This is a genomic window from Planococcus koreensis (assembly GCF_004761975.1).
Lineage (GTDB): Bacteria > Bacillota > Bacilli > Bacillales_A > Planococcaceae > Planococcus > Planococcus koreensis.
Genome location: NZ_RQII01000012.1, coordinates 1 through 22053, shown reverse-complemented (window position 1 = coordinate 22053; position 22053 = coordinate 1). Strand labels below are relative to the sequence as shown.

Sequence of the window (22053 nt, the reverse complement as noted above, 5' to 3'; positions counted from 1 at the left end):
TTCTCTCTATAGTGAAGGTTTTTTATGGATATGGCAAGAATCCGCTTATTTTTTTGTTGAAATTAACTGCTTTGCTGTAAATAATTGCTTTTGCTCTTCTGTCCAAGGATGCCCTTTGCCTGTCTCTTTTGAGATCTGGACCATGATGCCCCGCCCAGTAAAACAAGTCTCCCCAGCTTCATTCGTCACCCAATAATGGATGTCTACCGATGAATTGCCGACTTTTGCCGCTTTCACATAAACCGACAGCATTTCATCAAAAAAGACCTGCTGGACGTAATCCACTTGCATATCTGCCACTACCGGGATCAACCCATCGCCGTCAGCCAGCCAGTTTTGCATAAGGCCGAGGCTTTTCATATATTCGATGCGGGCGAATTCAAAATACGTGATTGGCACTGTATTATTGACGTGCCCGAACATATCGGTTTCCGAAAACCGGACTTGCACCGGCACAGAAAATTCGAATCCATTCTGCCATTCATCCCGATTTTCAATGTAGTTCGCTTTCATATTGAGACCCCCATTGCGCTTTATTTTCTTAGTATAGCAAATAATGCTCAATTGGGGGCATACAGCTAAAAATAGATAGAAAAAAACCCCGCATAAGCGGGGTTCTCCTTTTCATTCAATCAAACATTATGGTCGCTTCCGAAGAAGTTGCGGAACATTTGAACTGTTGTGTCGCGGTTCAATGCTGCGATTGAAGCTGTCAAAGGAATTCCTTTAGGGCAAGATTCAACACAGTTTTGAGAGTTACCGCATCCGCCTAGGCCGCCTTCACCCATGATTGCGTTCAAACGCTCATCACGGTTCATGGCACCTGTCGGGTGGGCGTTCATCAAGCGCACTTGTGAAAGCGGCGCCGGTCCGATGAAGTCGGATTTATCGTTGACGTTCGGGCATGCTTCCAAGCATACGCCGCAAGTCATGCATTTTGATAATTCGTATGCCCATTGGCGTTTCCGCTCAGGCATGCGCGGGCCTTCGCCCAAATCGTGCGTGCCATCGATCGGCACCCAAGCTTTGACTTTTTTCAGCGAGTCGAACATGCGGCTGCGGTCTACGATTAAGTCGCGGACTACAGGGAATGTTTTCATCGGCTGAAGGCGAATCGGCTGTTCCAATTGGTCGACAAGCGCCGTACAAGATTGGCGGGCTTTGCCATTGATGACCATAGAACAAGCGCCACAAACTTCCTCAAGACAGTTCATGTCCCATGTTACCGGGGTTGTCGTTTTCCCTTCGATGTTGACAGGGTTGCGTCGGATTTCCATCAATGCCGAGATGACATTCATGTTTGGACGATATGCTAATTCGAACTTTTCCCAATACGAATTTTCATCCGTAGAGTTTCTGCGTTCGATTTCAAATATAACCGTTTTTGCTGCTTCACCCATGGTAAAATTAGCTCCTTTCTAAGTGCTATGCTTTCGCCGAATAGTCACGTTTACGCGGTGGAATCAATGAAAAGTCGACTTCTTCGTAATGGAAGATCGGTGCATCGTAGCCATTGAACTTCGCCATTGTCGTTTTCAAGAATTCTTCATCATTACGCTCCGGGAATTCCGGTTTGTAATGGGCGCCGCGGCTTTCGTTGCGCAGAAGCGCTCCGATCGTGATAGCCCGTGCTAAATGCAGCATATTTTTCAACTGGCGCGTGAACATTGCGCCCTGGTTGCTCCAAAGCTGAGTGTCTGTGATGTTGATGTGGTTGAAACGCTCCAGCAATTCCTGGATTTTTTCATCCGTTTTTTGCAGGCGATCGTTGTAGCGCACAACTGTTACGTTGTCCGTCATCCATTCGCCAAGCTCTTTATGCAGGACATATGCATTTTCCGTACCGTTCAACGCGAGAATCTCTTCCCATTTGCGCTGTTCTTCAGCTTGGGCTCTGTCATAGATATCCGAAGGAAGGTCTTCTGCCAAAACGTCCAAGCCTTTCATGTACTCGATTGCATATGGCCCTGCGACCATTCCGCCATAAATAGCGGATAATAAGGAGTTTGCGCCCAAACGGTTTGCACCGTGCTGGGAATAATCGCATTCGCCTGCCGCAAGAACGCCAGGGATGCTTGTCATCTGATGATCGTCAACCCATAGGCCGCCCATTGAATAATGGACTGCCGGGAAGATTTTCATCGGCACTTTGCGTGGGTCGTCACCAGTGAATTTCTCGTAAATTTCAATGATTCCGCCAAGCTTAACGTCCAATTCATGTGGGTCTTTATGAGAAAGATCCAAGTAGACCATGTTTTCGCCATTGATGCCAAGCTTTTGGTTTACGCAGACATCGAAGATTTCCCGTGTCGCGATATCACGCGGCACAAGGTTCCCGTATGCCGGGTATTTTTCTTCAAGGAAGTACCAAGGCTTGCCGTCTTTATAAGTCCAGATACGGCCGCCTTCTCCGCGCGCTGATTCTGACATCAAGCGCAGTTTATCGTCGCCTGGGATTGCTGTCGGGTGAATTTGGATAAATTCGCCGTTCGCGTAATACGCTCCCTGCTGATAAACGATTGAAGCAGCAGATCCCGTGTTGATAACAGAGTTCGTCGATTTGCCGAAGATGATCCCAGGACCGCCAGTTGCCATGATAACAGCATCTGCACGGAACGCACGAATTTCCATCGTCGACATGTTTTGGGCTGTAATCCCTTTGCTGACGCCTGCATCATCAAGAACCAGTCCGAGGAATTCCCAACCTTCGTATTTTGTGACAAGCCCGCTCACTTCATAGCGGCGAACCTGCTCGTCCAAAGCGTAAAGCAATTGCTGGCCAGTTGTTGCGCCTGCGAAAGCTGTTCTGTGGTACATCGTGCCGCCGAAACGGCGGAAGTCCAAAAGGCCTTCAGGTGTACGGTTGAACATGACGCCCATGCGGTCAAGCAAACGGATGATTTCGGGTGCAGCATCTGTCATCGCTTTAACCGGTTTTTGGTTAGCCAGGAAATCGCCGCCGTAAACGGTGTCATCAAAGTGAATATCCGGGGAATCCCCTTCACCTTTTGTATTTACCGCTCCGTTGATCCCGCCCTGCGCACAAACCGAGTGAGATCTTTTTACAGGAACGATTGAGAATAGGTCGACGGGAGAGCCTGCTTCTGCCGCTTTAATAGCAGCCATCAAGCCGGCAAGGCCGCCTCCTACGATAGTAAGTTTGCCTTTCGCCATTATGGTATTCACTCCTCTTTTAGTTCACCAAATATCGAAATTTTATTAAACGAATGCGAATAGCGCTCTGATGCCGATAATAGACAAGACGACAAATACGAGCAACGTGAAGTACGTTGAGTATTTCTGTGCCTTTTCAGACTGCGTGATTCCCCAAGTAACCAAGAATGACCATAAGCCGTTCGCCAAGTGGAACGTCGCTGCCAATACACCCAAGATGTAGAATACCAGCATAGCCGGGTTGTCGAGGATGTTGGCCATCATGTTGAAGTCTGCTTCAGCAGCATTGCCGATAGCGACTTGGAAACGCGTTTCAAACACGTGCCATGCGATGAAGATTACCAGGAAAATTCCTGTATAGCGCTGTGCCACGAACAATGTGTTGCGCATGTAGCTGTAATGCCCCACATTATTTTTCGAAGTGAACGCTATGTATAGACCGTAGAACGCATGGTACATCAACGGTAAATAAATAACGAAGATCTCCAAGAAGATTACGAACGGCAAGCTCGCCATGAAATGGGAAGCTGTGTTAAACGCTTCCACGCCTTGTGTCGCAAAATGGTTGACGATTAAGTGCTGCGTCAAGAACAATCCGATTGGAATGATCCCCAATAGTGAGTGCAGCCTGCGCATTAAAAATTCTCGATTATCCAAAATTTTACCTCCCTTAGGCGTTAATGGGCAGCAAAAAGAGCAATCGATATGTTACGAAAGCATCCATTGACTGCTATTATCATCATGATACAATAATATGACATATTTATTGTACTCCGCACCAATAGGAGCGTCAAGGCAACTTGCCTCATTACTAACTGTTTCATCCTTTAATTTATTATATTGAAAGTGGGTTCAACATGACTGTCACAGACACAGATTTCAACGGAAAATTCGGCTTGGAAGTTCTACGGGAACACGTAATCCCTGATATTCTCGGGCGCCACCAACCGGATATCCTTTACTGGGCCGGCAAATCGCTTGCCCGCAAATTCCCACTGGCATCGCTGGACGAGGCACCGGACTTTTTCAGGCAAGCCGGCTTCGGCGAGCTGAAACTTGAGCGTTCGGCTAAAGGCGAAACCGTGCTGCACCTTGCTGCGCCTGGGCTGGAGCATCGTTGCTTCAAGCTTGAAGCGGGATTTTTGGCACAGCAAAAACAGAATATTGACGGTTTTATGACAGAAGCTTATGAAGAGCCGCTCGGCAAGAAAAAGGGTGTTCGCATCACGTTGAAAACAGACCTGCGCGATAAGGTTTGAAACCTCCTGTGCTCTCCGGCACAGGTTTTTTCTTGCCTGCGTTCTTTTAGCGTAAGAACAATGGCTCTTTCGGAATCTGTTATTTAATTGTAGTATTGAATCAGAATAGTGTAGTTAATCCGCACTTTAATCCACATCCAGAATAAGCATTCATCAAAGGAGAGATTTAATGACAAATATTTTAATTACGATTGGCATTCCGGTTTACAATGGCGAACGCCATATCCAAAGTTGCGTTGATTCCATCCTGAAACAGACCATACCCCAAGAACAGATTGAAATCATTATTGTCAATGATGGCTCCATGGACCGCACAGCCGCTGTATTGGATTCCTATTCCAAACAGCACTCCAATATCCGGGCCATTCACCAGCCTAATACCGGCGGACCAGGTGCACCACGAAATACCATCATTTCGGAAGCGCTTGGAGAATACATTTTCTTTGTCGATGCTGACGACTTCCTCGGGGAAGAAGCCCTCGAGCGCATGTACGGGATGGCTGTAGAAAACGGTTCCGATATTGTTCTTGGAAAGTTCGTCGGCGTCAATGGCCGCGGTGTCGCCCAATCCATGTTCAATCGCAACCAAGCCAAAACGACTGCACTTCAATCCGATGTGTTTGATGCCATCGGACCTACTAAAATGTTCCGCAGAAAATTCCTCCTCGAAAAAGGAATCCGCTTTCCTGTCGGCATCTGCACTGCCGAAGATCAGCCTTTCATGGTCCATGCCTATATTCTCGCTGACACCATCTCCATCGTTGCCGACTACCCTTGCTATTACGTCGTCAATCATTCCGATAAAGAGCATGCTTCGGTCATGCCTGCTTCCCCTTACGATTATTACAGCACACTGGATCAATCGGTCCGGATTATTAAACTCCATATCAAAAACCAAACACATCAAGATTTGCTGATTGCAAAATACTTAAAAAAAGAATTCACGACTGGACGGAGCGTTTCGTTCGCTTCTTCCATGATCAGCAAGCAAGAAAAAACAGCTTGGCTCAGCGAATTGAACCGCTGCCTCTTCAGCTGGAGCAATAGCAAAATCATCAGCCACCTCCCAACTCCTTTGCAGCAATTTGTCAGCTGCGCAAAGACGAATGATCTCCAGAAAGTGCTAACATTTTTCTCTGAAGACATCCCAGATGCCGGCTGAGAAGCATTAAAAAAGGCAAGTCCCGCAGTTAAGCGGGACTTGCCTTTTTATTACCGGGATAATCCGTAAGCGTCATGGAGTGCATTAGCGGAAAGTTTCATGTCCGCTTCGGGCACAACAACGGATATCTTGATTTCCGAAGTGGAGACCATTTTCACAGGGATGCCTTCTAACCGAAGGATATCAAACATTTGGGCAGCGACCCCGGGATTGGATACCATGCCGGAGCCGACGATGGAAACTTTCGATAAGCCGACTTCATATGTTGCCGCAAGGAATCCGATTTCCTCCTGTCGCTCAGCGAGCACACGGCGTGTTTCCTCCAGACTGTCTTCTTTGATTGAAAATGACACCGAAGGCGGGGCATCATCTGTAATGCTCTGGACAATGATATCAACATCGATATGATGCTTCGCCAATGTCGTAAAGATGTTCGCCAGTGAACCATTGAACGCTTTTTTATATGTAACCGTCACGCGTGCGATTCCGGATTCGAACGCCACGCCTCTGACAATCAGATTTTTTTCCACAGTGATCACCTCTTGTATGATTGTTCCCGGTTCATCCGAATAACTTGCGCGGACCGATAAAGGGACATGATTGTTTTTCGCAAATTCGACCGCGCGCGGATGCAGTACGCCTGCCCCCAGATTGGCCAGCTCAAGCATTTCGTCGTAGGAAATCTGCTCCAGCTTGCGCGCACCTGTTACGAAGCGCGGGTCGGATGTGTAGACACCGTCGACATCGGTATAGATTTCACATTTGTCGGCGCGCAAGGCAGCGGCAAGCGCTACTGCTGTTGTATCGGAGCCGCCACGGCCAAGCGTCGTGATATTGCCGATTTTGTCGACGCCTTGGAACCCGGCAACCACACAAAAATACCCGTCGCTCAGTGCCTGTTCAATGCGCTCGGTGTGAATTTGTTCGATGCGGGCATTGCGCGGCACGGATTCGGTTTCAATCCCCGCCTGCCAGCCGGTGAATGACAGTGCTTCATGGCCAAGCATTTTGAATGCCATCGCGAGCAGCGCAATCGTCACTTGTTCGCCGGTCGCGAGCAGCATATCCATTTCCCGCTTCGGCGGCTGGGATGAGATGTCCCCTGCCAATTCGAGCAGCGTATCAGTGGTCTTGCCCATCGCCGACACGACGATGACGACGCGCAGACCTTTTTCCTTTTCACGGATCGCACGTTTCGCGACGCCGATGATTTTTTCCGGTGTTGCGACGGATGTTCCGCCAAACTTCATAACTACGGTTTCCATTCTATCCACTCCCATAATGTAAGTGGCCCTCAACATGAATGCCGGGATGCCAGAAACAGCAGCTCGGCTAAACAATAAAAAAAGGCAGCTCGCCAGATTGCCGGCAAACTACCTCTTTCGTCATGCACGAATAAAAAACGTCCATGTGAGATAGCCCTCCAGAGATTGACTCTGACAGCCCGGCATTTCTTAAATGCCGGACCAGCACACGGATTTGCAAGAATCCGTACACTTCGGCGGCTGCCCCTTTCCCCATTCTTCACAGATTCTGCAAATCTCCGAATGGCTACTTTTGGCGTCCGCGCCTCTATCATCACTTTTCCAAGTGATCTAAATATGTCTTTACGATATCACGTTATTGTTCAGCTGGCAATGATTGCTGCGAAAAATGCTGTTGGATCTGGTCCGCCAGCTTGTCTGGCATGCCCGCTTCTTTCAAGTCTTCCTTGCTTGCTTCTTTGATGCGCTTTACAGAACCGAAATGCTTCAATAGCTGCTGTTTGCGCTTCGGCCCGACTCCTTCCAAATCGTCCAATGCGGACTGGATCGAGTTTTTGCCGCGCAGCTGGCGGTGGAACGTAATGACGAATCGATGGACTTCGTCCTGGATGCGCTGCAGCAAGTAAAACGCTTCACTTGTGCGTTTCAGCGGCACCGCTTCAACTGGATCGCCGTAGAGCAGCTGCGAAGTTTGGTGCTTCGCGTCTTTGGCGAGGCCAGCAATCGGTATCGATAAGCCGAGTTCGTCTTCCACAATTTCACGGGCGGATTCGATCTGCCCTTTGCCGCCATCGATGACGATCAGGTCAGGCAGAGGAAGCCCATCTTTCAGGACGCGTGTATAGCGCCGGCGGATGACCTCCCGCATCGCTGCGTAATCATCCGGCTTTGAGGCATTGCGCGTTTTGTATTTCCGGTAATCTTTCTTCGACGGTTTGCCGTCAATGAACGTAATCATCGCCGACACAGCGTCCGCGCCTTGGATATGCGAGTTGTCAAAAGCTTCGATGCGCAGCGGCGTGGCAATGTTCAACGCCGTGCCCAATTCTTCACAAGCCCCGATTGTCCGCTCTTCCTGGCGTTCAAGCAGCCCGAACTTTTCCTTGATGGCGATTTCCGCGTTCGTTTTCGCAAGCTGCAATAAATCCTTTTTCTTGCCGCGCTGCGGTACGAGCACACGGATATCCAGCCATTCACGGATCAATTCAGCGTCGACGCCTTCCGGCAGCAAGACTTCATTCGGCTTGACGTGATGCGGCTGTTCATAGAACTGGCCGATGAACGTCAGGAATTCTTCCTGAGGGTCCCGGTACAATGGAAACAGCGACACGTCCCGCTCAATCAATTTGCCTTGGCGCACAAAAAAGACTTGGACGCACATCCAGCCTTTATCAACGGCATAGCCGAAAATATCGCGGTCAGTGAAATCATTCATCGCCATTTTTTGTTTTTCCATGACGGTTTCAATATGCGCAATCTGGTCGCGGTATTCTTTTGCCCGTTCGAATTCCAGATTCTCAGCCGCTTCGGACATCTTTTCAATGAGGTCCTGTTTGACATCGCGGAAGCCGCCGTTTAAGAATTTCGTAATGCTGTCGATCATTTCCTGATAAGTTTCTTTTTCAACCGGTTTGATGCACGGCGCCAAGCATTGTCCCATATGATAATACAGGCAAGCACGGTCCGGCATCGTATGGCATTTCCGCAATGGATAAAGCCGGTCCAATAGCTTTTTCGTTTCACTTGCCGCATAGGCATTCGGATAAGGGCCGAAATACTTGCCTTTGTCCTTTTTCACTTGCCGCGTCGTGATCAGCTTCGGATGGCGTTCACCGGTTATTTTCAGGTACGGATAAGATTTATCGTCTTTTAGCATGATGTTGTATTTGGGATCGTGTTTTTTGATCAAATTCAATTCCAGGATCAACGCTTCGATGTCTGAGGATGTGACAATGTATTCGAAATCCTCGATTTCACCGACGAGCCGCTGTGTTTTCGCATCGTGGCTGCCCGTGAAATACGAACGCACCCGGTTTTTCAACACTTTTGCCTTGCCGACGTAAATGACCGTATTTTGCCGGTCTTTCATCAAATAACAGCCTGGCTGGTCAGGCAGAATTGCTAATTTATGCTGGATCAATGTGTTTGCCATATTCTCACCCTATTAAAAAACCGGGTGCCATTTCTGGACCCGGTTAAGAATTATGCGTGTTGGTTAACCAATTCAGCCAATGCTTCTTTAGGGCGGAAGCCGACAACTTTATCTACTGGCTGTCCGTCTTTCATCAAAAGAAGTGTTGGAATTGACATGATGCCGTATTCGCTGGCAGTGCCTTGGTTTTCATCCACGTCCACTTTCACGATTTTCACTTTGCCGTTCATATCTGCATCCAATTCTTCAAGTACTGGAGCGATCATTTTACAAGGTCCGCACCATGCAGCCCAAAAGTCTACTAGTACTAGGCCTTCAGAGATTTCTTGTGAAAAGTTTTGGTCTGTTCCTTTAACGATAGCCATTAATAATTCCTCCTTGGGTTATAAACAAAATCTAAAACGATTATATCATGCGCTAAATGGTCTAGCTATTTATATGCCTATTGTTTATTTACCCCAATTTTGTTCGAATAAACGAAGGTTTTTTGACTGATTAGACGAACGCCGATATTCCGCAAAACAGCTCCGCTTTCCTGCGGGCTTGCGCTGAACTAACTCGTGCTGGCGCCCGAGTGGATTTCAGCACGTCGCTACGCTGCCCCGCGGGAGTCGGACTGTTTTGCTCCATATCTGGAGATACCATTGAAATACAGTCATTAAAATTATTAGGTTTTCGACTAAAGAAATGATTCAGTATGAAGATTCACCCTTGAATAAAACGAAATTCATCCGACAGAAGAGAAAGAAAAAGAGCTACCGAGAATTTCTCGATAGCCCTTTCATATTATTCAAGACCCACATTTCTGCGCGGCTTGGGTTTATTACATTACTTTCTTGAATTCTTCTGTCAACATCGGGATGACTTCGAACAGATCGCCGACGATGCCGTAATCCGCCACTTTGAAGATGTTCGCTTCAGGATCTTTGTTGATGGCAACAATGACTTTCGAGTTGGACATACCCGCCAAATGCTGGATTGCGCCTGAGATTCCGGCTGCGATGTAAAGGTCAGGTGTAACGACTTTGCCTGTTTGGCCGATTTGCAAAGAGTAATCGACATAGTCCGCGTCACATGCTCCACGGGATGCGCCGACTGCGCCGCCCAATAGGTTGGCAAGTTCCTGCAACGGTGCGAAACCGTCTGCACTCTTGACGCCGCGGCCGCCTGCTACGATTACTTTGGCTTCTGACAAGTCAACGCCTTCAGTCGATTTGCGGACAACGTTTTTGATGATCGTACGCAAGTTTGTGATGTCTACTGACAATGAGCTGATGTCGCCTGAACGTTCTTCTTTTGCAAGCGGTGTGATGTTGTTCGGGCGTACTGTGATGAATGAAACGCCTTCTTTATTTTTCACTTTTTCGAACGCTTTGCCTGAATAGATCGGGCGAACGAATACTGCGTCATCGCCTTCGCCTTCGATTGCCGTCACATCTGAAATCAAACCTGTTTGCAGCTTAGAAGCGATTTTAGGCGACAAGTCTTTGCCGACTGCTGTATGTCCGAAAACCAAAGCTTCTGGGCTCTCCTGCTCGACAATAGCCATGAATGCCTGGCCGTAGCCGTCAGATGTATAATGCTTCAAATGCGGGTGTTCAACTGTTACGACGCGGTCTGCGCCGTAGTTCACCAATTCCTGGCCGAAATCACTGACTGCGTCTCCCAAAAGAACCGCAACCACTTCTCCTCCGCCTGAAAGCTGCTTCGCAGCGGCAATCGCTTCAAATGATACGTTGCGCAAAGCGCCTTCGCGCGTTTCCGCCAATACTAATACTTTTTTTGCCATTGTCCGTATACCCCCTAAGTAGATGTGAAAATGCTTGGAATGATTTATTTAACCGATTTTATTGGATTAAATGACTTTAGCTTCGTTGCGCAGCAAGCCGACTAGTTCAGTGACTTGCGCTGAAAGGTCGCCCTGTAGTACGCGGCCTGCAGCTTTTTTAGGCGGCAAGTAGATTTCGATTGTTTCTGTTTTCGCTTCTACATCGTCTTCTTCGATGTCAAGATCATCCAATTCCAGTTCTTCAAGCGGTTTTTTCTTCGCTTTCATGATTCCTGGAAGTGATGGATAGCGCGGTTCGTTCAAGCCTTGCTGTGCCGTTACCAGCAACGGCAATGACGTTTCAAGCTCTTCCGCGTCACCTTCGATGTCTCTTGTGATCGTTACAGTTGTGCCGTCGATTTTAAGGTCTGTGATCGTCGTCACGTAGTTGATGCCCAACAAGTCAGCAACGCGCGGTCCGACTTGGCCAGAACCGCCATCGATTGCAACGTTTCCTGCAAGGATCAAGTCCGGGTTTTTATCTTTCAAGTACTCAGCCAATATGTATGCTGAAGTAAACTGGTCCATTTCTTCCACGTCATCTTCCGTGTTGATCAGAACGGCTTTGTCCGCTCCCATCGCCAACGCTGTGCGAAGCTGCTTCTCTGCTTCTTCTCCGCCCATTGTAATGACAGTCACTTCGCCGCCGTGCGCGTCGCGTACTGTGATTGCTTCTTCAATCGCATACTCGTCGTAAGGATTGATGATGAATTCCGCGCCGTCTTCCTGGATCTGCCCGTTGGAAATCACCAGTTTTTCTTCTGTGTCAAAAGTGCGTTTTACCAATACATAAATGTTCATGAACGTAAACCTCCCAAGTATTATTTCCCTTTGAATTGCGCCTGTCTTTTTTCCAGGAAAGCCTGGATGCCTTCTTTCGCGTCTTCCGAAACAAATACTGTCCCGAATGATCCCGCTTCCGCTTTAACCCCTTCATAATAAGAAGCAGGTTTTGCGTATTGGAGCATGTCGATAGCCGCTTTCACGGAAACCGGGCTCTTTTTCGCAATTTTCTTCGCAATTGTAAGCGTTTCCGAAAGCAGGTCTGCTTCAGGGTAGGCGCGGTTCGCCAAGCCCAATTGAGCTGCTTCCGTTCCTGTAATCGGATCACTCGTCAATAGCATTTCGGCCGCTTTCGCTACACCGACGTATCTCGGAAGCCGCTGTGTGCCTGCAAAACCGGGAATCAGCCCTAGCTGCAACTCCGGTAATCCCAGTTTAGCATTTTCACTGACAAATCGCATATGGCAACTCATCGCCAGTTCCAGGCCTCCGCCCAGAGCTGCTCCATGAATCGCTGCCAGCACTGGTTTGTGGAACGTTTCCAGCCGTTCAAAAACAGCTTGCCCGCTCGCTGAAAGCTTCGAGAATTCTTCGCCTGAACTTACTTCAGTGAATTCCTTGATGTCTGCTCCCGCTGAAAAGAATCTGCCTTCTCCGTGAAGGACGATTGCGCGGACTTCTTCATCATCCGCTACTTCATCAAGCAAGTTGCCGACTTCGAGGATAAGTGAACGCGATAACGCATTCGCTGGCGGACGGTTGATGGTCGCAATTGCAACGCCGTCCTCTTTTTTCCAACTGATAAATTCCATTCGATTAGCCCCTCTCTTATGCACGCATACCCTTCATCAACAGACGATGAACTTTTGGCGCCAAACTGACCAAATCGTATTTATGGTCATTCATCACCCAGGTGGTGATGGTCTCATCCATTGTACCAAAAACCATTTGCCTTGCTAAACGGATATCCATGTCTTTATCAAATTCCCCGGTCTCCATCCCATTGACGAGGATTTTGTCCATTAACAATAAATACTCCCTCAACACGCCATTTATTTTTATGCGGAGCTCGTGGTTCGATTGCCGAAGCTCCAGCTGGGTGACGATGGCAAGGTGCAGATCGTTCGCAAGCAAATCGAAATGGCTTTTGATCATCAATTGCAGTTTGTCCGAAGCGGACACTTCCTGTTCGAGTATGTCGCCCAGCTTGCTGACGAACAGCCCCATTTTTTCCTGAAAGACCGAGATCAGGATGTCTTCTTTATTCTTGAAATATAAATAGATGGTGCCATCTGCGACGCCTGCTTGTTTCGCGATTTTCGAGACCTGCGCCTGATGGTAGCCATTTTCAGCAATTACGATTACGGCCGCATCGATGATTTGCTTGTATTTCGGTTTATCCTTTTTTACCAATTCATCACCACCCAAAAAAATATGAAAATATGAATGGCGGTTCATTCATATTTTCATATTATAGTTTAAGGAATATTGTGTCAAGCTTTTATGCGCTTCTCCGCTTAGGAAGGAATCGCTTCGCTTTGTTTCGCGCGCTCTTCATCGACCAGCGATCGCCGCAGGATTTTCCCTACTGCCGTTTTCGGCAATTCTTTGCGGAACTCGTAAATGCGCGGCACTTTGAATGATGCCAAGTGTTCGCGGCAATACTTATCGAATTCTTCTTCTGTTACAGTATACCCTTCTTTCAAGACAATGTAAGCTTTTACTGTTTCTCCGCGGTACGGATCCGGAATTCCAGCTACAACGCATTCTTGTACTGCTTCGTGTTCATACAGCACTTCTTCGATCTCACGTGGATAAATATTGAATCCACCGGCAATGATCATGTCTTTTTTGCGGTCGACAATGAAGAAATGGCCCCCTTCATCCATGTAGCCGAGGTCCCCTGTCAACAGCCATCCATCAACAATTGTAGCGGCCGTATCTTCCGGGCGGTTCCAATAGCCTTGCATCACTTGCGGGCCTTTAATGGCGATTTCGCCGATTTCACCATGCGGCACTTCTTCCGTCGTGCCCGGCAAGAAGATTTTGCTGTCGGTATCCGGATATGGGTAGCCGATCGATCCTTTTGTGCGTTCGCCCCAGACGAGGTTTGAGTGGCTGACTGGCGAAGTTTCGGTCAAGCCGTAGCCTTCAACCAATTTCCCGCCCGTGATTTTCTCGAACTTTTCCTGTACTTCTGCTGGCAGAGGAGCAGACCCGCTCAAGCATGCTTCGATGGAAGACAAATCGTATTTCGCGATGTCCGGGTGGTTCATCAAGCCGATATACAATGTCGGTGCGCCAGGGAATAAAGTCGGCTTTTGTTTATTGATTGTCTTCAATGCCGTTTCAGGATCGAATTTCGGCAGCAGCACCATGCGGTTGCCTTGCATAACGGAAAGAATAAGAACCGTCGTCAAGCCGTAGACGTGGAATAACGGGATAATGCCCATGATCGTCTCTTCGCCCTTTTTGCATTTGTACAGCCAAGCATCACACATGGTTGCATTGGAAATCAGGTTTTTGTGCGTCAGCATGACGCCTTTCGGTGAACCGGTCGTGCCGCCAGTGTATTGCAGCAATGCCAAATCGTGTTCGAAATCGAAATCCGGCTTCTTCACATCGGTCGAAGCGATTTTCATGATCTCCAGGAATTGATGGTTGATGCCCCGGTGTTCGACTTTTACACTGAGGCCAGTCTGCCGTTTCTGAATGAACGGATAAATGATGTTTTTCGGGAATGGCAGATAATCCTTAATCGCCGTGACCACAACATTCTCCAGTTTCGTCTCTTTCAGCACTTTAGCGACGCGTGGGTACAACAGATCCAGTGTGACAATCAAACGTGCTCCGGAATCGTTCATTTGGTACGCAATTTCACGTTCCGTGTAAAGCGGGTTCGTCATGACCACGACGCCGCCGGCATACAGGATACCGTAGAAACTGATGACCGCCTGCGGTCCGTTCGGCAACATGATTGCGACGCGGTCCCCTTTTTGAATCCCGAGCTTCTGCAAGTAATTCGCAAATTTCATCGCCGAATCATAAAGCTCGTTGTACGTCACATCTTTCCCTAGGAAATGGATCGCGACCTTCTCCGGAAACTGTTCGTGGGCCTGTGTCAAATACTCCTGTACCGGCATACTCGGATATTGAAGCGTGTGAGGAATTTCTGGCGGATAATGAGCGAGCCACGGTTTCTCTGTCATTCTTTCTTCCTCCTTTTAAAATAAAGAATAGTGAAAATATTCCTACTTTTATTATAATCGACATTGAAAGGGCTTTCAACAAGAAAAGCGGAAATGGCCGTTAAGGTTCGAAAGGCGTAAGATGGACTGGCGAAGCGGCGTGTTTCTGCCGCACAGCCAGAGCAGCTTACGACCCGAGAACCTGGCCGTTGCAGCTGGACATCAAGAAATGCGAAAGTGCCCGTTTACCTTTGAAAAGCAGCATTAAAAACAAAAACTGCCCAGAAAAGTCATAGTGACTTTCCGGACAGCCTGATTTAGTTAAAAAACAAAAAGGAAGATGACGCCCACTATTACAAACAGCACGCAAAACACGAACAGTATTTTGATGAGGTTTTCCATCGTTTACAACTCCTATGAAATACTTGCTCCGATGACAAATGACAGCCCGACAGAAATCGTCAAGGAGATAAAGCCGACGGAACGGTTATCGTTTTCAATTTCTTCGTCCACTTTAAATCGAGGGGTCAGGAATTCAAACAATAGATACGCGAATATCAACAGCGCAAAACCGTATAAGCCCCAGCCAATCATTTCCGCCAAGGAATTATGCTGATCGATTGAAAAGCGGAAGATATTCGTGATGCCGAAGATTTTGCCGCCTGTTGCCATCGCAACCGCAACATTCCCTTTTTTAATTTCTTCCCAGTTCTTGTATTTCGTGACGATTTCAAAAAGCACCATTGAAACGATCAAGCACAGCACGACCACACTGAAATATCCAGCTGTTTCAACGAGCGGATGGGTCCAAAAACCAGTTTCCGACATTCTCATTTCTCCCCTATATAACTTACTTCAACTCAGCAATTGTGACACCGGATCCGCCTTCGCCCGCTTCACCGAAACGATAGCCTTTGACTCTCGGATGTTTTTTCAAGTATTGCTGGACTCCTTGCCGCAATGCACCTGTCCCTTTTCCGTGGATGATTGACACTTGATGGTAATTCGATAATAACGCATCATCAATGTACTTTTCAACCCGCATCAAGGCATCTTCGTAGCGTTCGCCGCGCAAGTCGAGTTCAAGTTTAATATGGCTGTCGCGGTTTTGCAGCGTTGCCATCGTCCGTGTTTCTTTCTGTTTTTCAGGTTTCGTATACGACAGATCGGATTCTGCGAGTTTCATTTTCAGGATGCCAATCTGGACAATCCATTCTTTGTCCGATACTTTTTCCACCAACGTGCCTTTTTGGCCGAATGAAATGACTTTCACTTCATCGTTCACTTTCAGGACATGCTGCTGGTTCGCTTTCGCGGCTTTTTTCAACACGCGATTCTCTGGCATCGCTGCTTCGAGGCGTTTTTTGGCTTCAATCAATTGATGTTCTTTGACGCTGGATGTTTGATTCATCTGCATCTTGCGCAGTTCAGACATGACCGTTTCTGCTTCGCGCGTCGCTTCTTCAACGATTTTGCGTGCTTTTTCTTTTGCTTTGTCTTCAAGTTTCTCTTTCTGACTTTCGTAATCCTTCAATTGCTGCTCAAGGTCTTTTTTCAGGCGAGTAGCTTCGGCACGCAATTCAGCTGCCTGTTCTGCGTCCTGTTCGGACTCTCTGCGGCTTTTTTCAAGAGAAGCAATCATCGAATCGACTTCCCTGCGGTCCGTGCCGGTAAAGCTCTTGGCGTGGCTGATGATGTGCTCAGGCAAACCGAGGCGCTTCGAAATTTCAAACGCGTTGCTGCGCCCGGGGACGCCGATCAACAAGCGGTACGTCGGGCTCAATGTTTCCACATCGAATTCCACGCTGGCGTTCGCCACGCCTGGTCGGTTATAGCCGTAAGCCTTCAATTCCGGATAATGGGTCGTCGCAATAACGCGCGCCCCGCGGCCATGGACTTCATCAAGCAAGGAAATGGCAAGCGCTGCTCCTTCCTGCGGATCCGTGCCGGCTCCGAGTTCATCGAAAATGACCAACGAATTGCTGTCAAATTTCGATAGGATGTCGACAATATTGACCATATGAGATGAAAATGTACTCAAGCTTTGCTCAATCGATTGTTCATCGCCGATATCGGCGAATACCTGATCGAATACCGCTAGCTCTGAACCGTCCAGTGCCGGGACAGGAATGCCCGCTTGCGCCATCAGCGTAAACAGCCCAACGGTTTTCAGCGTCACGGTTTTACCGCCCGTATTCGGTCCGGTAATGACGATTGCCGTGATGTCGCGCCCGAATTCGATATCGTTTGCCACCACTTCATCGGCAGGAATCAACGGATGCCGCGCTTTTTTCAATTTGATATAGCCTTCTGTGTTCATCTCAGGCTTCGTACATTTATGTGCCGCTCCGTATTTCGCTTTCGCGAAAACGAGGTCCAACTCACCCAACACTTCGACCAAGCCGAACAAGTCATGGGCCACTTCCTGCACTTGTGCAGAAAGCATCTGGAGAATACGGTCGATTTCTTCTTTTTCTTTCATTTTCAAGCGGCGTACTTCATTATTTGCCTGCACGACAGCATCGGGTTCAATAAACAAGGTCTGGCCCGATGACGATTGGTCATGGACGATGCCGCCGTAATGGCTGCGGTATTCCTGTTTGACCGGGATGACGAAACGGTCGTTGCGGATCGTAACGATCGTATCCGACAGCATTTTCGCTGCGTTTTTGCCGCGCACCAAGCTTTCCAGCCGTTCACGAACGCGGCTTTCTTGGGCGCGCAATTGCTGGCGGATGGTTCGAAGGCCTGGGCTCGCGCTGTCGAGCACTCCGCCATTGTCATCGATGCACATATTGATATCGTGTTCCAATTGCGTCAAAATCGGCATCGCCTCTTTTTTCGCAAGGAAATGCGGAATCGAGATAACGCCTTCTTCCCGAATGCTTTCGAAGAATTGGCGCAAAATCCGGCTGGCACGGATGGTCGACGAGACTTCCATCAATTCCATCGGGCTGAGTGAACCGCCGATTTGTGCGCGTTTTGCATGCATGCGGATATCGAAAATCCCGCCCATCGGCACATTTCCTTTGGTGCGGATAATTGCCGCCCCTTCATCCATTTCTTCCAACAGGCGGTTTACTTCATTTATTTCAATCGACGGCAATAATCCGTCGACATGTGCTTTGCCGAGTGAAGACGTGCAATACCGCGCTACTTCGCTGCGGATTTTGTAAAATTCCAGTGTTCTTAAAGCGCGTTCTGCAATCACGCGAGACACCTCCTACTTTTTGATAAATGCACGCAGCCGCTCAAGCGGCCACGTGTTAACGACATTGTCTTTCTTCAGCCAGGCTTTTTGGGCATGTTTTACCCCAATAGCCATGACCTCAAGCTGTTCGGCCGCGTGGGCATCCGTGTTGATCGCCACTGGCACACCTTTTTCCTGAGCCATTTCCAAATATTCAACGGCTAAGTCCAAGCGGTATGGGCTGGCATTCAATTCAACGATTTTGCCGTACTCTTTTGCCCAGTCGAGCAATTGTTCGACATCCGGATCATAGCCGTCGCGCTGGCCGACAATGCGGCCTGTCGGATGGGCAATCATATCGACAAGCGGATTTTTCATCGCTGTCAAGATGCGTTCCATGATCTGGTCGCGGGGCTGCTGGAAACTTGAATGGATGCTGGCAATGACAAAGTCAAGCTGTCCCAACACTTCATCATCAAAATCGAGTGAACCATCCGGCAAAATATCCATTTCCGTTCCGGACAAAATGTCGAAATCGCTGTATTTTTTATTCAGCTCACGGATTTCCGCGTTCTGCTGCAACAAGCGCTCTGGTGTCAAGCCGTTCGCCACTTTCAAGTATTGGGAATGGTCGGTGATGGCCATATAGCTATAGCCTTTGCTGCGCACGGCTTCCACCATTTCCGGCAGCGAATGCGCGCCGTCTGACCATGTCGTGTGCATGTGCATATCTGCTGTAATGTCTTCGAGGGCCACCAAATTCGGCAACTCCTCCAGCCGGTCGATTTCCCGGCCGTCTTCCCGAACGGATGGCGGAATGAAAGGCATTCCGAAATGGGCATAAAAATCAGCTTCAGAAGTGAATGTCGCGATTGAGCCATCCGGCTGCTCCACGCCGTATTCGCTGATTTTCTTGTTCTGCGATTTGGCCAATTGGCGCATCCGCACATTATGGTCTTTCGATCCCGTGAAATGATGGAGCGCGGTGATGAATTCCTCCGGCGCCACCAAACGGAAATCAATATCGATCATATCCTGGAATTCAACCGTCACCGATACTTTCGTATCGCCCGATGCAATTGTTTCCTGGACAGGCAATGCTGCGAGCAGCTTTTCTTTCACTGTTTTAGGGTCAGACGTTGCGATGATGAAATCAAGGTCTTTGCTGGTTTCTTTCGTACGGCGGTAGCTGCCAGCAACTGAAAACTCGCTGATGCCCTCGATCGCCCCAAGAATCTCCTCAACAAATTTGACCGCTTCTTCCGTTTTCCAAATCGGATGGCGCCCCGGTTTCGATTCGAAATCGGTCAATTCCTTCAGAATCTTGTCTTCGGATTTCGGACCGAAGCCCGGCAGTTTCTGGATTTCGTGGTCCAGGCAGGCCTGTTTCAACGCTTCCGCCGAATCTATGCCCAGCTCTTTATACAATTTCGCAATCTTTTTGCCGCCCATGCCTGGCAATTTCAATAACGGAATCAGCCCTTTCGGCACTTCTTCCTGCAATTCCTCAAGCACCGAAGACTTCCCTGTTGCGATCAAATCCGCAATGACTTCACCGGTGCCTTTGCCGATGCCTTTCAGCTTCGTCACATTTTCGATTTCATCCAAGCTCCGCTGATCCAGTTCCAGCGCTTGCGCCGCTTTGCGGAAAGCACTGACTTTAAACGGGTTTTCCCCTTTGATTTCCATATAAACCGCTATTTTCTCAAGCGTTCTGATGATTATTTTTTTGTTCATGATAAGCCTCCGGTAATATGACTTGTCTTTAGCAAATTTATTCTTTTGATTTCGAAAAGGTTTTTATACCGATATTCCGCAAAACCGCCACGGCAATTCTCGGACAGTAACAAGGAGCTGCCCCATTGGTGTCGGGGCAACTCCTCTCGCCTTACATATAAATATACCACCATTCCTTCACTTTCTCGGAGAAATAAGGTGTGTTTTCCAGAATCGACTTCGCGATCCCTGAGTTTTCCAAATAACCTTGGATCGTGCCAACCGGCAATAAAGCCAGAACGTATAGGAGTATGAACAATAGCAAATACGCTTCGATGAAGCCCAAAACCGCTCCCAATATTTTGCTGAGGAAACCGAGCACCGGCAAGAATTTCAGGAAATCGAACATCGAGGCAATCAAGTTCAATGCAAATTTAACCGCAAAGAAAATCAATGCGAATGCGAACAATTGATAGAAGGTCTGGTCCAGATCAAGTTGTTCGATGGCAATCGTGAAACGCGAGTCGCTGTCGACTGCCGGATAAGGAATCCATAATACAAAATACTCCGCAAGCGGCTTATAATAGACATAAGCCACGATCAACGCGATGACAAACCCAACCATATGTACCAGCTGGAGCACGAAGCCCCGCTTTGCGCCTACTATGATGCCGCCAATCAATAAAATCAGTAAAATAATATCAAGCATGTACGTCAGCCCTTCAACTTTTTCAATTCATTTTCTAATTGTTCTACCTGCTCTTTAAGTTTAAGATTATCATGTACCGTATTGATCGCAGCCAATACAGCGAGCTTCGAACTGTCGAGAGATGGATTCATTGCATGGAATTCACGCATCTTCTCATCAACGATTGACGCTACTAGCCGCATATGGCCGGATGTTTCTGTGCCTGTAAGTTTATAGGTATAGCCGTAGATTTCGACCGATGTACGAATCTTATGTTGCTCTGACAATGCTCCACCCCTCCTTAGAAATCCTATACATAATCATAACATGAACCGAACTAGAATGTGAATTATTAGAAAGGGGACTCCCCCATGTCCAACACCGTGCTGAAACTTCCAGAGGAAAGCCTCCTCCAAATCATCAAGCATTACGATAATAAGAAAATCGCAGCGAAGGCGCAGTACGTACGTTTTACTGCAAAACTCTCAGATACGGTCGTCACCGTCTACACCTCCGGCAAAGTGATGTTCCAAGGTTCCGGCGCAGAGCGCGAAGCGGCGAAATGGGGATCCGCTTCCACCACAGCGGCAAAGGTTTCTTCCGCTAAAGGCGACGTCCTGCCCCCCGACTTTGCCCATAAATCCGTATTGGGCTCCGACGAAACCGGCACCGGAGATTTCTTCGGGCCCATCACCGTCGCCGCCTGCTTTGTGCCAAGCGAAGGAGTAGCTCTCGCGCATGAGCTCGGGGTTAAAGATTCCAAATTGCTGACAGATGATTACATGCGCAAAATTGCGCCGGATCTGAAAGAAGCTTTTGTCCATAGCGTATTGACGCTGAAAAATGAGAAGTATAACGCGGTCCAAAGCAAAGGCTGGTCGCAAGGAAAAATCAAGGCGCTGCTCCACAACCAAGCACTGAAGCATGTGCTCAGCAAAATCGAACCTGTGAAACCTGATGCCATCCTTATCGATCAATTCGCTGAACGCGGCATTTATTACAAGCACATCAAAGATGAACCTGAGATCGTCCGCGAAAATGTCCTGTTCTCGACAAAAGCAGAAGGCTTGCACGTATCTGTCGCTTGCGCTTCCATCATCGCCCGTGTTGCCTTTTTGGAAGAAATGGACGCTTTGAGCCAAAAAGCTGGTGTCACATTGCCGAAAGGTGCCGGTAAAATCGTAGATGAAGCCGCAGCGAAAATTTTGCTGAAGCACGGCGACGCTTTTTTACAGTCGTTAACGAAAGTCCATTTTGCTAATACGAAGAAAGCAAAAGATCTTGCCGCGAAAAGACGGTAATCAACAACTTACGTGTATTTTAAAGCTTAAGGGGAGGTCCCTTAAGCTTTTTTTATTTGGTTTCTAATTTTTCGAACATTCTTATATTAACATATCTTTGGTGAAAAGGAAGCACACTTTAAGTATTTAGCACTAATAAATTTACAATTAAAAAAACGAAATCCAAGGATTTCGTTTTTTTATTTAATATGTTACATCCATACGTGCCTTGGTCGTTCGGGAAATATTCCTCCAGTTTTTGGTCCGCGATGATTCGACTGGGCGTCATCGGGCAGCGACTGGAAGTTCGCCACTTTATAATCGTTTAACGTCCGGGCCCATGCTAAGGCCGATCATCCCTACGAACC

At 48.1% G+C, this 22053-nt stretch carries 20 protein-coding genes and 1 riboswitch; of the genes, 3 read left to right on the top strand and 17 right to left on the bottom strand.

What is annotated here, in order from left to right:
* Positions 1-45: 45 nt before the first annotated feature.
* The 4 genes from EGV91_RS02260 to EGV91_RS02245 form a co-directional block, all read right to left on the bottom strand.
* The gene (locus tag EGV91_RS02260) at positions 46-513 is read right to left on the bottom strand and encodes an acyl-CoA thioesterase (RefSeq protein ID WP_135500561.1); all 468 of its coding nucleotides are present in this window, start codon (positions 511-513) and stop codon (positions 46-48) included.
* Between the two features lie 119 nt (positions 514-632).
* Positions 633-1400, bottom strand: coding sequence for a succinate dehydrogenase iron-sulfur subunit (sdhB, locus tag EGV91_RS02255; protein WP_135500560.1), 768 nt, complete (start codon positions 1398-1400; stop codon positions 633-635).
* 25 nt (positions 1401-1425) lie between these two features.
* On the bottom strand, positions 1426-3174 hold the full coding sequence (gene sdhA / locus EGV91_RS02250; protein WP_135500559.1) for a succinate dehydrogenase flavoprotein subunit: 1749 nt from the start codon (positions 3172-3174) through the stop codon (positions 1426-1428).
* 45 nt (positions 3175-3219) lie between these two features.
* A complete protein-coding gene (locus tag EGV91_RS02245) occupies positions 3220-3834 on the bottom strand; it encodes a succinate dehydrogenase cytochrome b558 subunit (protein ID WP_135500558.1) in 615 nt (204 codons plus the stop codon).
* A 197-nt stretch (positions 3835-4031) separates the two neighbouring features.
* Between EGV91_RS02245 and EGV91_RS02240 the strand changes: the two genes are divergently transcribed.
* Positions 4032-4433, top strand: a complete 402-nt coding sequence (locus EGV91_RS02240) for a YslB family protein (RefSeq protein WP_135500557.1) — start codon at positions 4032-4034, stop codon at positions 4431-4433.
* 169 nt (positions 4434-4602) lie between these two features.
* Positions 4603-5595 (top strand): glycosyltransferase family 2 protein, encoded by a 993-nt coding sequence (locus EGV91_RS02235; RefSeq protein ID WP_135500556.1) that lies wholly within the window; start codon positions 4603-4605, stop codon positions 5593-5595.
* Positions 5596-5645: 50 nt separating this feature from the next.
* On the opposite strand, the gene EGV91_RS02230 is transcribed toward EGV91_RS02235, so the two are convergent.
* The 13 genes from EGV91_RS02230 to zapA form a co-directional block, all read right to left on the bottom strand.
* A complete protein-coding gene (locus tag EGV91_RS02230; RefSeq protein ID WP_135500555.1) occupies positions 5646-6860 on the bottom strand; it encodes an aspartate kinase in 1215 nt (404 codons plus the stop codon).
* 143 nt (positions 6861-7003) lie between these two features.
* A riboswitch (Lysine riboswitch) is annotated at positions 7004-7178 on the bottom strand.
* Between the two features lie 37 nt (positions 7179-7215).
* A complete protein-coding gene (gene uvrC / locus EGV91_RS02225; RefSeq protein ID WP_135500554.1) occupies positions 7216-9012 on the bottom strand; it encodes an excinuclease ABC subunit UvrC in 1797 nt (598 codons plus the stop codon).
* 50 nt (positions 9013-9062) lie between these two features.
* Positions 9063-9377, bottom strand: a complete 315-nt coding sequence (gene trxA, locus EGV91_RS02220; protein ID WP_135500553.1) for a thioredoxin — start codon at positions 9375-9377, stop codon at positions 9063-9065.
* Positions 9378-9835: 458 nt separating this feature from the next.
* A complete protein-coding gene (locus EGV91_RS02215; RefSeq protein ID WP_135500552.1) occupies positions 9836-10801 on the bottom strand; it encodes an electron transfer flavoprotein subunit alpha/FixB family protein in 966 nt (321 codons plus the stop codon).
* Between the two features lie 66 nt (positions 10802-10867).
* A complete protein-coding gene (locus tag EGV91_RS02210; protein WP_135500551.1) occupies positions 10868-11641 on the bottom strand; it encodes an electron transfer flavoprotein subunit beta/FixA family protein in 774 nt (257 codons plus the stop codon).
* A gap of 20 nt (positions 11642-11661) precedes the next feature.
* Positions 11662-12435, bottom strand: a complete 774-nt coding sequence (locus tag EGV91_RS02205) for an enoyl-CoA hydratase (protein ID WP_135500550.1) — start codon at positions 12433-12435, stop codon at positions 11662-11664.
* A gap of 16 nt (positions 12436-12451) precedes the next feature.
* Positions 12452-13081 carry a TetR/AcrR family transcriptional regulator gene (locus tag EGV91_RS02200; protein WP_158290559.1) on the bottom strand — a complete coding sequence of 210 codons (630 nt, stop codon included), beginning with the start codon at positions 13079-13081 and terminating at the stop codon, positions 12452-12454.
* Between the two features lie 59 nt (positions 13082-13140).
* A complete protein-coding gene (locus EGV91_RS02195) occupies positions 13141-14832 on the bottom strand; it encodes an AMP-binding protein (protein WP_135500548.1) in 1692 nt (563 codons plus the stop codon).
* A gap of 393 nt (positions 14833-15225) precedes the next feature.
* Entirely contained in the window at positions 15226-15639 is a 414-nt protein-coding gene (locus EGV91_RS02190) for a DUF350 domain-containing protein (protein ID WP_135500547.1), read from the bottom strand.
* A gap of 22 nt (positions 15640-15661) precedes the next feature.
* Entirely contained in the window at positions 15662-18022 is a 2361-nt protein-coding gene (locus EGV91_RS02185; protein WP_135500546.1) for an endonuclease MutS2, read from the bottom strand.
* A 12-nt stretch (positions 18023-18034) separates the two neighbouring features.
* On the bottom strand, positions 18035-19738 hold the full coding sequence (polX, locus tag EGV91_RS02180; RefSeq protein WP_135500545.1) for a DNA polymerase/3'-5' exonuclease PolX: 1704 nt from the start codon (positions 19736-19738) through the stop codon (positions 18035-18037).
* A gap of 151 nt (positions 19739-19889) precedes the next feature.
* The gene (locus EGV91_RS02175; protein WP_135500544.1) at positions 19890-20426 is read right to left on the bottom strand and encodes a CvpA family protein; all 537 of its coding nucleotides are present in this window, start codon (positions 20424-20426) and stop codon (positions 19890-19892) included.
* Positions 20427-20431: 5 nt separating this feature from the next.
* Complete coding sequence (gene zapA / locus EGV91_RS02170) at positions 20432-20692, bottom strand: cell division protein ZapA (RefSeq protein ID WP_135500543.1); 261 nt, start codon at positions 20690-20692, stop codon at positions 20432-20434.
* Positions 20693-20776: 84 nt separating this feature from the next.
* On the opposite strand from zapA, the gene rnhC reads away from it, so the two are divergent.
* Positions 20777-21706: a ribonuclease HIII gene (gene rnhC, locus EGV91_RS02165; RefSeq protein WP_135500542.1), complete on the top strand. Its 930-nt coding sequence runs from the start codon at positions 20777-20779 to the stop codon at positions 21704-21706.
* Positions 21707-22053 lie beyond the last annotated feature (347 nt).

Bases quoted from the DNA above. Each gene is read 5' to 3' on its own strand.
- EGV91_RS02175 (WP_135500544.1), bottom strand. From the start codon at position 20,426: ATGCTTGATATTATTTTACTGATTTTATTGATTGGCGGCATCATAGTA.
- sdhA (WP_135500559.1), bottom strand. From the start codon at position 3,174: ATGGCGAAAGGCAAACTTACTATCGTAGGAGGCGGCCTTGCCGGCTTG.
- polX (WP_135500545.1), bottom strand. From the start codon at position 19,738: ATGAACAAAAAAATAATCATCAGAACGCTTGAGAAAATAGCGGTTTAT.
- EGV91_RS02240 (WP_135500557.1), top strand. From the start codon at position 4,032: ATGACTGTCACAGACACAGATTTCAACGGAAAATTCGGCTTGGAAGTT.
- EGV91_RS02230 (WP_135500555.1), bottom strand. From the start codon at position 6,860: ATGGAAACCGTAGTTATGAAGTTTGGCGGAACATCCGTCGCAACACCG.
- EGV91_RS02260 (WP_135500561.1), bottom strand. From the start codon at position 513: ATGAAAGCGAACTACATTGAAAATCGGGATGAATGGCAGAATGGATTC.
- EGV91_RS02190 (WP_135500547.1), bottom strand. From the start codon at position 15,639: ATGTCGGAAACTGGTTTTTGGACCCATCCGCTCGTTGAAACAGCTGGA.
- trxA (WP_135500553.1), bottom strand. From the start codon at position 9,377: ATGGCTATCGTTAAAGGAACAGACCAAAACTTTTCACAAGAAATCTCT.
- EGV91_RS02195 (WP_135500548.1), bottom strand. From the start codon at position 14,832: ATGACAGAGAAACCGTGGCTCGCTCATTATCCGCCAGAAATTCCTCAC.
- EGV91_RS02215 (WP_135500552.1), bottom strand. From the start codon at position 10,801: ATGGCAAAAAAAGTATTAGTATTGGCGGAAACGCGCGAAGGCGCTTTG.
- EGV91_RS02205 (WP_135500550.1), bottom strand. From the start codon at position 12,435: ATGGAATTTATCAGTTGGAAAAAAGAGGACGGCGTTGCAATTGCGACC.
- uvrC (WP_135500554.1), bottom strand. From the start codon at position 9,012: ATGGCAAACACATTGATCCAGCATAAATTAGCAATTCTGCCTGACCAG.
- EGV91_RS02235 (WP_135500556.1), top strand. From the start codon at position 4,603: ATGACAAATATTTTAATTACGATTGGCATTCCGGTTTACAATGGCGAA.
- EGV91_RS02210 (WP_135500551.1), bottom strand. From the start codon at position 11,641: ATGAACATTTATGTATTGGTAAAACGCACTTTTGACACAGAAGAAAAA.
- sdhB (WP_135500560.1), bottom strand. From the start codon at position 1,400: ATGGGTGAAGCAGCAAAAACGGTTATATTTGAAATCGAACGCAGAAAC.
- EGV91_RS02200 (WP_158290559.1), bottom strand. From the start codon at position 13,081: ATGAACCGCCATTCATATTTTCATATTTTTTTGGGTGGTGATGAATTG.
- rnhC (WP_135500542.1), top strand. From the start codon at position 20,777: ATGTCCAACACCGTGCTGAAACTTCCAGAGGAAAGCCTCCTCCAAATC.